14 protein-coding genes are annotated in these 11897 nt (G+C 72.8%); 6 read left to right on the top strand and 8 right to left on the bottom strand.

The genetic code is table 11. The annotated features are described in order from the left end of the window. Nucleotides 1–4: 4 nt before the first annotated feature. Nucleotides 5–265 carry a hypothetical protein gene (locus OG505_RS11290; protein ID WP_007076395.1) on the bottom strand — a complete coding sequence of 87 codons (261 nt, stop codon included), beginning with the start codon at nt 263–265 and terminating at the stop codon, nt 5–7. 152 nt (nt 266–417) lie between these two features. Next, the gene (locus OG505_RS11285) at nt 418–798 is read right to left on the bottom strand and encodes a hypothetical protein (protein ID WP_234582026.1); all 381 of its coding nucleotides are present in this window, start codon (nt 796–798) and stop codon (nt 418–420) included. A gap of 139 nt (nt 799–937) precedes the next feature. Here OG505_RS11285 and OG505_RS11280 point away from each other — a divergent pair, with 139 nt between their 5' ends. From OG505_RS11280 to OG505_RS11270, 3 genes are read left to right on the top strand one after another with little or no spacing between them, the layout of a single operon-like run. After that, nucleotides 938–3493, top strand: coding sequence for an ATP-dependent Clp protease ATP-binding subunit (locus OG505_RS11280; protein WP_405433032.1), 2556 nt, complete (start codon nt 938–940; stop codon nt 3491–3493). Beyond that, complete coding sequence (locus OG505_RS11275) at nt 3490–3708, top strand: hypothetical protein (protein ID WP_405433030.1); 219 nt, start codon at nt 3490–3492, stop codon at nt 3706–3708. Before OG505_RS11280 ends, OG505_RS11275 begins: the two co-directional genes overlap by 4 nt. Next, nucleotides 3708–4058: a DUF3140 domain-containing protein gene (locus tag OG505_RS11270; RefSeq protein WP_234582023.1), complete on the top strand. Its 351-nt coding sequence runs from the start codon at nt 3708–3710 to the stop codon at nt 4056–4058. Before OG505_RS11275 ends, OG505_RS11270 begins: the two co-directional genes overlap by 1 nt. A 55-nt stretch (nt 4059–4113) precedes the next feature. Here the strand turns inward: OG505_RS11270 and OG505_RS11265 are convergent, their stop codons facing one another. Further along, nucleotides 4114–4359, bottom strand: coding sequence for a hypothetical protein (locus tag OG505_RS11265; RefSeq protein WP_405433028.1), 246 nt, complete (start codon nt 4357–4359; stop codon nt 4114–4116). Nucleotides 4360–4439: 80 nt separating this feature from the next. Then, nucleotides 4440–5156 carry a TetR/AcrR family transcriptional regulator gene (locus OG505_RS11260; protein ID WP_405433027.1) on the bottom strand — a complete coding sequence of 239 codons (717 nt, stop codon included), beginning with the start codon at nt 5154–5156 and terminating at the stop codon, nt 4440–4442. 23 nt (nt 5157–5179) lie between these two features. On the opposite strand from OG505_RS11260, the gene OG505_RS11255 reads away from it, so the two are divergent. Next, on the top strand, nt 5180–6334 hold the full coding sequence (locus tag OG505_RS11255; RefSeq protein ID WP_405433026.1) for an FAD-dependent oxidoreductase: 1155 nt from the start codon (nt 5180–5182) through the stop codon (nt 6332–6334). 15 nt (nt 6335–6349) lie between these two features. Here OG505_RS11255 and OG505_RS11250 read toward each other — a convergent pair whose 3' ends face one another. After that, nucleotides 6350–7321: a LysR family transcriptional regulator gene (locus tag OG505_RS11250; protein WP_405433025.1), complete on the bottom strand. Its 972-nt coding sequence runs from the start codon at nt 7319–7321 to the stop codon at nt 6350–6352. 87 nt (nt 7322–7408) lie between these two features. Next, complete coding sequence (locus OG505_RS11245) at nt 7409–8017, bottom strand: hemerythrin domain-containing protein (protein ID WP_405433023.1); 609 nt, start codon at nt 8015–8017, stop codon at nt 7409–7411. 176 nt (nt 8018–8193) lie between these two features. On the opposite strand from OG505_RS11245, the gene OG505_RS11240 reads away from it, so the two are divergent. Both OG505_RS11240 and OG505_RS11235 read left to right on the top strand, forming a co-directional pair. Beyond that, a complete protein-coding gene (locus OG505_RS11240) occupies nt 8194–9522 on the top strand; it encodes a M20/M25/M40 family metallo-hydrolase (protein WP_234582017.1) in 1329 nt (442 codons plus the stop codon). 58 nt (nt 9523–9580) lie between these two features. After that, the gene (locus tag OG505_RS11235) at nt 9581–10240 is read left to right on the top strand and encodes a hypothetical protein (protein ID WP_405433022.1); all 660 of its coding nucleotides are present in this window, start codon (nt 9581–9583) and stop codon (nt 10238–10240) included. A gap of 223 nt (nt 10241–10463) precedes the next feature. On the opposite strand, the gene OG505_RS11230 is transcribed toward OG505_RS11235, so the two are convergent. Both OG505_RS11230 and OG505_RS11225 read right to left on the bottom strand, forming a co-directional pair. After that, nucleotides 10464–10655, bottom strand: coding sequence for a DUF5703 family protein (locus OG505_RS11230; protein WP_053655860.1), 192 nt, complete (start codon nt 10653–10655; stop codon nt 10464–10466). Nucleotides 10656–10820: 165 nt separating this feature from the next. Then, nucleotides 10821–11792 carry an aldo/keto reductase gene (locus OG505_RS11225; RefSeq protein WP_405433021.1) on the bottom strand — a complete coding sequence of 324 codons (972 nt, stop codon included), beginning with the start codon at nt 11790–11792 and terminating at the stop codon, nt 10821–10823. Nucleotides 11793–11897: the final 105 nt, after the last annotated feature.

Below are 11897 nucleotides of genomic sequence, written 5' to 3'. Positions count from 1 at the left end.
TGGCCTACAGGGTCGAGACGTAGAGCTGTGCCTGCTCGACCGCGACCAGTGTCGCGGCGAGACACTCCTCCAGCTCCTGGCTGGCCTGGGTCAGCGACGCCTGGGCCGCCTCGACCGTCTCGTGCCCGCTGCCCTCCAGCGCGCCGGCCAGGGTCTGCTGCGCCTCGGCGAGCTTCTCACCGGCCGCCTGGACGGCTGTCTGCCCGTCGCCGATCTGTTGGAGGGCGACATCGATGGCAGCCTTCAGCTCGGCGACGCTCGCCACGGCGGAACCTCCTGGGGGCGGGGAGATCTCCATTAGAGCTTACTGGCGTCGGCGGGAGAACATCCGCCCTGGCGGTGTTCCTGCCCGACTGACCGTTAATCCCCCTGAAGTGCCGGGAGTCCGTTCTGTGGGAGTCCCAGTATGAGAACTTCTCAGTTATCCCGGAGCCAGCGCGGGCCGTACACCTCCGCGCCGAGGGCGGTGACCCGCTCGCGCAACTCCCGGTCGGCGGTGACCACCAGCCGACGGCGCTGCGGCGCCGCCTGCACCAGTTCGACGACCGTGTCGTCGCCGGACCCGGGGGCGGAGACCACGCGGACGTCGTCGGTGCCGGGCACGTCCCGGGCGGCGCCCTCGACCACGAGCACCACCTCGACCGGGGCGGTCAGACGGGCGGGCAGACCCGTGGCGGCCACCGGGGCCAGGGAGTCCCGCAGTCGGGCGGCGGCCCCGGCCCGGTCCCGCCACCACCCGTTCGGGCGGGAGCCCACCACGTTGGCGCCGTCCACGATCAGCAGCGGGTTCTCAGTCATGGCGTCAGCCTGCCACCCGCGGCCGGCGCCGGCCGGGTGCCACTCCACACGCGGTGTGCGCCGCCGCGTGCGGCGTTTGTCGGGCCGAGCGCCGGGTAGCCCCTGGCGACCGTGCCGCGCCCGACTGCGGAGGACAGACATGATGGGACCCGGTGACCTCGGCTCCGACCCGTGGGACGAATTCCTGGCCCGGTACTTCGGTCGGGGTGAGGGAGGACGCCGACCGCCGCACCGGGTCGACATCACCCGACTGATGACGGCCGACGCGCGGGAGATGCTGGCCGACGCGGCCCGCCGCGCCGCGCAGCGACAGAGCAACGACCTGGACACCGACCATCTGCTCTGGGCTGCCCTGCAACGCGAACCCCTGCGCGACCTGGTACGCCGCGCCGGCGCCGACCCGGACACCCTGCTCAACGCGTTGGGCGGCAAGGGCGACGGCGCGCCGCGCGGGGAGGTGCCGCCCAACCTGTCGCTGACCCCGGCGGCCAAGCGGGCGCTGCTCGACGCACACCAACTGTCCCGGGCGATGGGGGCCAACTACATCGGTCCCGAGCACATCCTGATGGCCCTGCCGCTCAACCCCGAGTCGCCGGCCGGACGGATGCTGGCCGCCGGCCGGATCCAGCCCGAGTCGTTGCAGGCCGCCAACGCCGAACGCGGCCCGATGACCGGGCCGAAGCCGGACCGCGGCACCCCCACCCTGGACCAGTACGGGCAGGACCTCACCGACCTGGCCCGCGCCGACCAGATCGACCCGGTGGTCGGGCGGGCCGACGAGATCGAGCAGGCGGTGGAGATCCTGTCCAGGCGGACCAAGAACAACCCGGTGCTGATCGGCGAGGCCGGTGTCGGCAAGACCGCGATCGTCGAGGGGCTGGCCGAGCGGATCTGCGACGGCGACGTGCCGCAGACCCTGCTCGGCAAGCGCGTGGTGCAGCTCGACCTCGCCGGCCTGGTCGCCGGCACCCGCTACCGGGGCGACTTCGAGGAGCGCCTCAAGAAGGTGATCGACGAGATCCGGGCGCACCGCGACGAGCTGATCATCTTCCTCGACGAGATCCACACCCTGGTCGGCGCCGGCGGGGCCGGCAGCGAGGGCGGAATGGACGCGTCCAACATGCTCAAGCCCGCCCTCGCGCGGGGCGAGCTGCGGGTGATCGGCGCGACCACGCTCGACGAGTACCGCAAGAGCATCGAGAAGGACGCCGCGCTGGCCCGGCGGTTCCAGCCGGTGCTGGTGCCCGAGCCCAGCGTCGACGACACCATCGCCATCCTGCGCGGCCTGCGCGACCGGTACGAAGCGCACCACCAGGTGCGCTTCACCGACGAGGCGCTGGTCGCCGCCGCCGAGCTGTCCGACCGGTACGTCACCGACCGGTTCCTGCCGGACAAGGCCATCGACCTGATCGACCAGGCCGGCGCCCGGGTCCGGCTGCGGACCCGCACCCCGGCCTCCGACGTGCGGGAGCTGGAACAGGAGCTCGACGACGTACGCCGGGACAAGGAGCAGGCTGTCACCGACGAGCAGTACGAACGGGCCTCTGCGCTGCGGGACCGGATTTCCGAGCTGGAGGAGGAGCTGCGCCGCGCCAACGGCGCCGACGGCTCGTCCTCGCAGGTGCCCGAGGTGGGCCCGCAGGAGATCGCCGAGGTGGTCTCCCGGGCCACCGGCATCCCGGTCAGCCAGCTCACCGAGGAGGAACGCGACCGGCTGCTGCGCCTGGAGGGCCACCTGCACGAGAAGGTGGTCGGTCAGGACGACGCGGTCACCGCGGTGGCCGAGGCGGTGCGCCGCTCCCGGGCCGGTCTGGCCGACCCGGAACGCCCGATGGGCAGCTTCCTGTTCCTCGGTCCCACCGGCGTCGGCAAGACCGAGCTGGCCCGCGCCCTGGCCGAGGCGTTGTTCGGCGAGGCGGACCGGATGGTTCGGGTGGACATGAGCGAGTTCCAGGAGCGGCACACGGTCAGCCGGCTGGTCGGCGCCCCGCCCGGGTACGTGGGCTACGAGGAGGCCGGTCAGCTCACCGAGGCGGTGCGTCGCCGCCCGTACGCGGTGGTGCTGCTCGACGAGATCGAGAAGGCCCACCCGGACGTGTTCAACATCCTGCTCCAGGTGCTTGACGACGGGCGGCTCACCGACAGTCAGGGCCGCACGGTGAACTTCAAGAACACCGTCCTGATCATGACGAGCAACCTCGGCTCCGAGTTGATCACCGGGGCGCAGCGGGCCGTCGGGTTCGGCACCGGCGCGCCCGGCAGCGAGCAGGAGAACGACGAGCTGCGCGAACGGCTGACGCGCCGCCTCCAGGAGAACTTCCGGCCGGAATTCCTCAACCGCATCGACGAGGTCATCATCTTCCGCCGGCTGGAGGCCGCGCAGTTGCGCGACATCACCGCGCTGCTGCTGGAGGAGACCCGCCGCCGGCTGCACGCCCAGGACATCCAGGTGGAGTTCACCAACGCCGGCATCGACTGGCTGGCCGAGCACGGCTACCAGCCGGAGTTCGGGGCCCGCCCGCTGCGCCGGGTCATCCAGCGGGAGGTGGACAACCACCTGTCGCGGATGCTGCTGGAGTCGGCGATCTCGCCCGGGCAGAAGGTCGTCGTGGACGCCCGCGAGGGGCAGCTCACCTTCGATGTGACCGCAGGTGAGCGGGGGTACACCGCCGCCACGACAACGCACCCCCGATGACCGGGCCGGCGCGACGAGACGACCACGAGGACCCGCACGAGCACGCGGAGTCCGCGAAGCCCCAGGACGAGGACGACGACGACCATCCCGACCCGATCGTGGCGCCCCCGACCGCGAACCCGCGCCGCACGCGGGTGCCCGCCGAGGGCCTGCATCCGAAGACCGACCAGGACGACCCGGAGACGTCGGGTCACCATCGTCGAGAGGAGACCTGATGGTACGCGACACGCGGCTCGACCCCGAGGTGGAAGTGCTCTGGGAGGACTTCCACGCCGAGGTCAACGTCCCGTCGGAGCAGCTGCGCACCTGGCTGCTGACCCGGGGCTCCGGCGAGGAGTCGTTCAGCCCGAACCCGGACCTCGACCTGCCCCAGCCGGGACGGGAGATCCTCAAGGTGCTCAACAAGCGCAAGGTCGATCTGACCCCGGAGGACATCGAGGTGATGCGGGAGGCGGTCGAGCGGATCCGCGAGCTGATGGACGCCAAGCCCCGACGTGGCAACGCCGACGACGAGTGGCGGCACTCGCTGCTCGACCTCGGTCACGACCCTCTCGTCGAACGCTGAGCGAGACCGTACGCGACGGTGCCGTCCCGGTGCGGGGCGGCACCGTCGCGTGCCGCTACTGGCCCTGGTCGGACTCCAGGCTGCCGATGGTCAGCCCCGCCGCGTCGGCGGCGGCGTCGCGCTCGCCCCGGGTCTGGTCCTCCCGGATGAGCAGGTTGGCGTACTCGGTGACGTCGGCCGGGTCGGGCACCTCCGGCAGCCGGCGCAGGAACGCCTCCACCTGGCGGGTGGCGGCGGTGTGGGCGGCGGCGGCCTGGCGGAGCAGTTCCCGGTCGTCGGCGGGCGGGTAGAGATCGGTCATGTCCGCCAGATACCCCGACAGCGGCCGTTCGCACCGCCACCGACCTGCCAGTAGCCGACGTCCGGGTCGCGTCGCCGCCGTCAGGTGCCGGTGATGCCGTCCAGGATGGTGGTGAGGTTGTGGTCGAAGGTCTGCTCGGCGCTGAGGTGGGCGCCCTCGATGACGAGCCGGGCGACGGTGGGGTAGCGGCCGGTGTCGAGCATGCGGGTCAGGTAGGGGCCGAGGCTGGTCTGCCAGGCGCTGACGTCGGTGCCGGTGGAGCGGGCGGTGCGTCGTTCGGTGACCTCTCGGCGCAGGGCGCCGCCGACGAAGGCGTTGAGGGCGCCCAGGGCTCGCTGAAGGTCGTCGATGCCGTTGATGCCGGGGGCCTGGCTGAGGGCCGCCGCGGTCGTCTCGCCCACGGCGAGCGCGTGCGGGCCCAGGTGTGGCCGCCCGCCGAGCAGGTCGGAGAACCACTCGTGGTCGAGGGCGGCGGCGCGGGTCCGCCGAAAGACGGCCAGCACCGTGGCCCGCCAGCCGGAGTGCGGGCCGGTCTCGGCGATCTGGGCATAGACGGCGTCGACCATCAGGTCGAGCAGTTCCGATTTGTTGGCCACGTAGTCGTAGAGCCGCATCGGACCGACGCCGAGCTCTTTGGCGATCTTGCGAACCGACAGTCCGTCGAGGCCGTGCGCGTCGGCGAGTCGGATCGCCGTGGCGGCGATCTTCGCGCGGCTCAACGGCACCGGCGTCGCCCGGGGCTGGGGCTCGGGTCGTTCCCAGACGGGCGCGACCTCGTTACCGTACGATGTATCCACGCAATACAGTGTACGGTAAGGGCATGACGATGCGAATGGCGATCGCCGGTGGCGGCCTGGGCGGCCTGACGCTGGCACGGATCCTGCACCGGCACGGCATCGACGCGGTGGTCTACGAACGCGAGGCCAGTCGAACCGCGCGCTCTCAGGGCGGAATGCTCGACCTGCACCCGGAGTCCGGGCAACTGGCCCTCGCCGAGGCGGGTCTCGACGACCGGTTCCGGTCCGAGGCGCGGCCCGAGGGCGAGGAGCATCGCATCCTCGACCCGGCCGGGCGCACCCTCGTGCACCACACACCCCAACCCGGCTCGTTCGCCGGTCGCCCCGAGATCGACCGCACCGTCCTGCGTGATCTTCTGCTCGACTCGCTGCCACCCGACGCGGTGGTGTGGGGGCACCGCCTCGTCGCGGCCACGCCGCGACCGGGCGGGGGCTTCGGGTTGACCTTCGACGGCGGCCACCGCGCCGACTGCGACATCCTGGTCGGCGCGGACGGCGCGCGCTCGGTCGTCCGGGCGCTGCTGACCGACGCGGGCCTGTCCCACGTGTCCAGCCACCTGGAGCTGACCATCGACGACGCCGACCGACGCCACCCCGATCTCGCCGAGCTGGTCGGCCCGGGAAACCTGTGGGGCGTCGGCGTGAACCAGATCCTCGCGGCGCAACGCCTCGGCGACGGCAGCATCCGGGTCGGGATCTCCCTGCCCGCCGACGACCGTGACCTCGACGCCTACCGTGACAAGCGTGCCGTGCTGGGCCTGTTCGACGGCTGGGACGCCCGTCTCACCGCCCTCATCGACGCCGCCGACAGCGTGCCGACGCCGCGCCGGGTCATGGCGATGCCGGTCGGCGCGCGCTGGGTCCACCAGCCCGGAATCACCCTTCTCGGCGACGCCGCGCACCTCATGCCGCCGGTCGGCGAGGGCGCCAACCAGGCCATGCTGGACGCCGCCGAACTCGCGCGCGAACTGGCCGCCAACCCCGCCGACCCCGACGCGGCGATCCGGGCGTACGAGGAGGCGATGTTCGCGAGGATCCAGCCGATCGCCGAGATGTGTGCGCGAGTTCAGGCGATGATGCTGTCCCCGACGGCGGCGGACGACCTCGTCCGCTTCTTCACGCCCCGGTCCGCCAAGCCCTCTGTCGGGGACGAGGAACCCGTCGCCGCGCATCGGTAGGCCGCTCGTGCGCCCTCACACCTCGCTGGGCTGCCGGACGCCGAAAGCCGGATTGCGCACCAGCCAGTCCAGGTAGGTGGGGTGCGGCGCCAGCGAGTCGGTGTACGCCGCCTTCGCCGTGGCCAGCAGCAGCTCCGCGTCCGCGGCGGCGGGCGAGTCCGGATGCCACCCCAGCAGCAGCCGCCAGCGCAGCGGGACACCGGCCAGCCGCCGGGTGACCAGGCCGGCGACCGGGCGGAACGTCGCCTGGCAGAGGGCCACCGCCACGCCCGCCTCCACCAGATCGACACAGCCGCGGATGTCGGTCTCGTACACCTTGCGCGGGGTGAAGCCGGCGCGGGCGCACGCGGCGGCGAAACAGTCGCCGAAGCAGCCGTCGCCCGGCGCGGCCACCCACTGCTCGTGACCCAGGTCCGCCAGGCGCACCTCGGCCCGCGCCGCGAGCGGGTGGGTCTCCGGCAGCAGCACCAGCACCGGGTCGATGGCCACCTCCCGCCAGCTCAACCCGAACGCGGCCGACGGGGTGGCCTCGCCGCACACACCGGTGAGGGCGAAGTCCAACCGCCCGCCGGCCACCAACTGCGCCAGCTCGTCGACCGACCACGAGGCGTACGTGGTGATCTGGGCCGGTGGCTGCTCGGCGGCCAACCGGTGCACCAACCGGCCCAGGATCGGGCTGTTCACCCCGCCGAGGCGGTAGCAGCGGGGCGCCGCGCCCGCGCCGGCGAGCCGTGCCGCCTCGTCCTGCAGGCCCTTCATCGCCGGCAGGAGCACCCGGGCGCGGGCGAGCACCAGCTCACCGAGCGCGGTGGGCCGGGCACCGCGCCGATCCCGGTCGAACAGCGGCCCGCCCAGCGTCCGCTCGATCCGCTGCAGCTGAGCGGTGAGCGCCGGCTGGGCGAGCCCGAGCGCCGACGCCGCCTTGGTCACACTCCCTGTCTCCGCGATCGCACAGACCACCCGCAGGTGTCGCAGCTCCAGGTTCATACGGTGACGGTAGGACCACGTCGCAGCCTGCGGAAGAGGTCAAGCGGATCGGCGATGTTGAATGCATTTCGCGGCGCGGCCCGCGCTTCAGTCGCGCGGCGGCTCCGGCAGGTCCGCCAGGTACGTCGGCCGCCGCGTCACCGCGTCGCGGACCTTGTCCACCACACCCACCGCCGGCTCGACGATCCGGTTCCACGGCGGGGTGGCCGGCGTGCCCGGGTGCGGCCGGGTCGGCGCGGCCTCCTCGGCGATCTCCAACCGGTTGCCCAGCCGGATCAGCTCCTCCCGGGTGGCCACCGCGCGCAACTCGGCCACGAGCGCGCCCACCCCGTCGACGTGGCGGCGGACCCGGTCGGCGACCTCGGTCAGGGTCTCGTCGGACAGCCCCTTGAGGGCCGCCAGCAGCGCGGCGTCAGCGTCGATCTCCGCGTCCACCCGGTCGGCCCGGCTCGGCAGCGCCGCCCGCACCGCCGGCAGCAGGTACTGCTCCTCGGCGGAGACGTGTCGCGACAGCGCGGCGGTGAGCACCGCCAGCCCCTCCTGCGGCGTGGCGTCCGGGCCGGTCAGCTGGTCCACGAGAGCCAGCAGCTGCCGGTGCTCGCGGTCCACGATGTCGGCGATGCTGCGGCCACCGGGCCGGTAACCCTCCTCGGACGCGGGCGCGGGCGGCAACGGGGGCAGGGGGACGGCGGACATGGTGTGCCCTCCTCGACTGGCGGGCGGAAGCTCCGGCAGGGGATGTGCGGTCGTGGGCGGCGGTACCCGAACACGGACGCCGCGAAACCGGCACGCGGATCCGCCGAGGTGAATGCCCGGCCCCGGCACGCCGGTGCGCCGGCCCGCCGATCACCCCGAGCTGGTATGAAGGGGCGATGACGAGCGACGCCGCCTCCGCCCGACCGGACCCCAGCGCGGAGGTCGTGGACCTCTGCCGCGACCTGCTGCGCATCGACACCACCAACACCGGTGACAACGCCACCAGCGTCGGCGAGCGCCGCGCCGCCGAGTACGTGGCGGAGAAACTCGCCGAGGTGGGCGTCGAATCGGTCCTGCACGAGTCCGCGCCCGGCCGCGCCAACGTGGTGGCCCGCATCCCCGGCGCCGACCCGAGCCGGGGCGCGCTGCTGGTGCACGGCCACCTGGACGTGGTGCCCGCCGACGCCGACGAGTGGTCCGTGCACCCGTTCTCCGGCGAGGAGCGCGACGGCTACCTGTGGGGCCGCGGCGCCATCGACATGAAGGACTTCGACGCGATGGTGCTCGCCGTGGTGCGGCACTGGCAGCGCACCGGCGTACGGCCCCCGCGTGACATCGTGCTCGCGTACACCGCGGACGAGGAGGCGGGCAGCGACTACGGCGCGCGCTTCCTGGTGGAGAACCACCGCGGTCTCTTCGACGGCTGCACCGAGGCGATCGGCGAGGTCGGCGGCTTCTCCTACTCGGTCAACGACAGCCAGCGGCTCTATCTCATCGAGACCGCCGAGAAGGGCATCGACTGGCTGCGGCTGCACGCCAAGGGCCGCCCCGGGCACGGATCGATGGTGCACGACGACAATGCGGTCACCGCCCTCGCCGAGGCCGTGGCCCGCATCGGCCGGCACCGCTTCCCGGTGGTGGTCACCGACACCGTACGGGCGTTCCTGGAGGAGGTCTCCGACCTGCTCGGCATCGAGCTGGACCCGAACGACCCGGAGACGGCCATCGCCAAGCTCGGCCCGATCGCCAACATCATCGGGGCGACCATCCGCAACACCGCCAACCCCACCCGGCTCAGCGCCGGCTACAAGGACAACGTCATCCCCGGCCGCGCCACCGCCACCATCGACTGCCGCAGCCTGCCCGGCCAGTCCGAGCTGCTGGAACGGCAGCTGCGCGAGCTGGTCGGCCCGGACATCGCCATCGAGTACGTCCAGCGACAGCCGGCGCTGGAGACCACCTTCGACGGCGACCTGGTCGAGGCCATGTCGGCGGCCCTGCGCGCCGAGGACCCGGGGGCACGCCCGGTTCCGTACATGCTCTCCGGCGGCACCGACGCGAAGGCGTTCTCCCAGCTCGGCATCCGCTGCTTCGGCTTCGCGCCGCTGCGGCTGCCCGCCGACCTGAACTTCTCGGCGTTGTTCCACGGCATCGACGAGCGCGTTCCGGTCGACGGACTACAGTTCGGCGTGCGGGTTCTCGACCGGTTCCTCCGCTCCTGCTAACCGTGTCCGGTAGCTGCACCCGGCGCGTTACCTCCCCATCGTGAAGGGACTGCCCCACATGACCGACCAGCACGGTGAGCTGGACGCCGCTCTCGAGCGGGTGATCGAAGCGGCCCGCCACCACCTGACCGCCGTACGCGCCGCGCAGGGCCGCGTCGACGACGACGACGTCTGGCAGGCGTACGTGGCGTTGAACAACGCGTCCTTCGCCTACGACGAGCAACTGCTCGACGCCTTCGGCGAGGTGACCCCGTGGGACGTCGACTCGATCGACCCGGACGAGGCCGACGAGCGCTTCGGCGTCGAGGGCGTCGAGGCCAGCGACCCTCACCCGCGGGTGATCTCGGTTCGTCAACGCCGCGACTACCGGGTGCCGAGCATCGCCGCGCTGCTGCGGGCGGCCGAGGCGGCCCGACGCGAGGGCACCCCGGAGGACGACGAGCCGGCGCCGGTGGAGGGCGTCGGCGAGGCGGTGCTGGAGCTGCTGCAGAGCGGCGACGGCTCGCTCGGCGCGCTGGACGTCCCCGAGCTGGAGCCCCTCGACGGGGTGGTCATGGTCAGCGAGGTGGGCACACCCGTGGACCTGGAGTCGTTCGACGATGACGACGCCGTCGGCCCGTTCCAGCCGGCGAGCGACGACCGGCTCGTCGGCCGACTCGACGAGCACCCGTTCCTGGAGCTCGACGACGACCACGACCACGCCGGGCACCAGCACTAGACGAGTAGGTCCTCACTCAGACAGGGCTGGGCGCAGCGAAGGGCGCTCGTCAACCGCTTTGGCCGGCCCGCCATGTCGATGTGCTGTTGAGCGGTATACCTCTGAGGTATGAATATGACTCTGAGGTATACCGCTCACCGCCGGGTCCGCCCTCACCGCGGTGACCGACGGTCACCGCGGTCGACGGTCCGGGACCCGCACGGCCCCGGGCCGCACAGCCCGTTCAGTACGACAGGCCGGGCTGCGGCTGGTTGACCCGCCGACGGCGCAGCACGACCTGCCGCGTGCCGTCACGGAACAGCCGCACCCGGGCCAACTCCCATCCGGAGAACTCGGCCTGGATCGCCAACTGCGCCGCGGCGGTCAACCGGTCGACGTTCGGCGGTAGCCGCAGCGGGGCGTACTCGTAGTCCATGCCGTCCATGCTGCCCAGCCCAGGGACCGTCCGCCACCCCCTGCGGGGTGACCAACGCCGCTGCCCTGCGTGGTTCGTGCCGTCCCGGGCACCCGCGCGTGGTCTTCGCCGCGCGCAAAGCCGCGCGGTCCGCAGGCGCCCGACCCGGTTGAGTGCGCCCGTGCGTCAGCCGTCGCGCTCGGGGTAGCCGATGGGCACCGACGAGACGTCGTCCAGCGCGGTGGTGATCTCCTCGGGCAGCGTGATCCGCTCGACCTGCAACGCGCCGATCAGCTGCCCCACCGTCCGGGCGCCGAGGATCGGCGCGGTCACCCCCGGTCGGTCCCGGATCCACGCCAGCGCCACCTCCAGCGGCGACACCCCCAGGCCGCCGGCCGCGGTCGCCACCGCCTCCACGATGCTCGAGCAGCGCGGCTCCAGGTACGTGGAGACGAACCGCTCGAAGTGCGGCGAGGCGGCCCGCGAGTCCGCCGGCCGGCCGTGCCGGTACTTGCCGGTGAGCACGCCCCGACCCAGCGGTGACCAGGGCAGCACGCCGAGGCCCAGCGCGTCGCACGCCGGCAGCACCTCCCGCTCCACGCCCCGCTCCAGCAGCGAGTACTCGACCTGGGCGGCGACCACCGGCGCCCGGCCCGGCCAGGCCGTCTGCCAGGCGGCGGCCCGCGCGGTCTGCCAGCCGGAGAAGTTCGACACCCCCACGTAGCGGACCTTCCCGCTGGCCACCGCGTGGTCCAGCGCCGCGAGGGTCTCTTCGAGGGGGGTGTCCGGGTCGTACCCGTGCACCTGGAACAGGTCGACGTGGTCCGTGCCGAGCCGGCGCAGCGACGCCTCCAGGGTGCGCAGCAGGTGGCCCCGGGAGCCGTCGCGACGCCGACCGCTGCCCGGCCGCAACCCCGCCTTGGTGGCGATCAACAGCTCGTCGCGCGGAACGAGGCTGCCCAGCAGCGACCCGATCACCGACTCGGCGTCGCCGTCGCCGTACACGTCGGCGGTGTCGATCAGGTTGCCGCCCGCGTCCAGGTAACTCTTCAGCTGGGCGGCCGCATCGTCGGCGTCGGTGTCCCGGCCCCAGGTCATGGTGCCGAGCGCGAGCCGCGAAACCGCCAGCCCGCTTCGGCCGAGCGGTCGCTGTTGCATGGGTGAACCTTATTTCGAACCCGCCGCCACGGATATCCTCGCTCCCGTCATCTCTGCCGGTCCTGCCGGTTCCGCCTCCGTCGGGCACCGCGACGGGCGGGGGAT

Source organism: Micromonospora sp. NBC_00617 (assembly GCF_045161355.1).
Lineage (GTDB): Bacteria > Actinomycetota > Actinomycetes > Mycobacteriales > Micromonosporaceae > Micromonospora.
This window is presented reverse-complemented; position numbering and strand designations above follow the sequence as displayed.

Coding starts and splice junctions, on each gene's coding strand:
- OG505_RS11240 (WP_234582017.1), top strand. CDS start 8,194: ATGACGAGCGACGCCGCCTCCGCCCGACCGGACCCCAGCGCGGAGGTC.
- OG505_RS11265 (WP_405433028.1), bottom strand. CDS start 4,359: ATGACCGATCTCTACCCGCCCGCCGACGACCGGGAACTGCTCCGCCAG.
- OG505_RS11270 (WP_234582023.1), top strand. CDS start 3,708: ATGGTACGCGACACGCGGCTCGACCCCGAGGTGGAAGTGCTCTGGGAG.
- OG505_RS11250 (WP_405433025.1), bottom strand. CDS start 7,321: ATGAACCTGGAGCTGCGACACCTGCGGGTGGTCTGTGCGATCGCGGAG.
- OG505_RS11280 (WP_405433032.1), top strand. CDS start 938: ATGATGGGACCCGGTGACCTCGGCTCCGACCCGTGGGACGAATTCCTG.
- OG505_RS11230 (WP_053655860.1), bottom strand. CDS start 10,655: ATGGACTACGAGTACGCCCCGCTGCGGCTACCGCCGAACGTCGACCGG.
- OG505_RS11275 (WP_405433030.1), top strand. CDS start 3,490: ATGACCGGGCCGGCGCGACGAGACGACCACGAGGACCCGCACGAGCAC.
- OG505_RS11225 (WP_405433021.1), bottom strand. CDS start 11,792: ATGCAACAGCGACCGCTCGGCCGAAGCGGGCTGGCGGTTTCGCGGCTC.
- OG505_RS11235 (WP_405433022.1), top strand. CDS start 9,581: ATGACCGACCAGCACGGTGAGCTGGACGCCGCTCTCGAGCGGGTGATC.
- OG505_RS11245 (WP_405433023.1), bottom strand. CDS start 8,017: ATGTCCGCCGTCCCCCTGCCCCCGTTGCCGCCCGCGCCCGCGTCCGAG.
- OG505_RS11255 (WP_405433026.1), top strand. CDS start 5,180: ATGACGATGCGAATGGCGATCGCCGGTGGCGGCCTGGGCGGCCTGACG.
- OG505_RS11285 (WP_234582026.1), bottom strand. CDS start 798: ATGACTGAGAACCCGCTGCTGATCGTGGACGGCGCCAACGTGGTGGGC.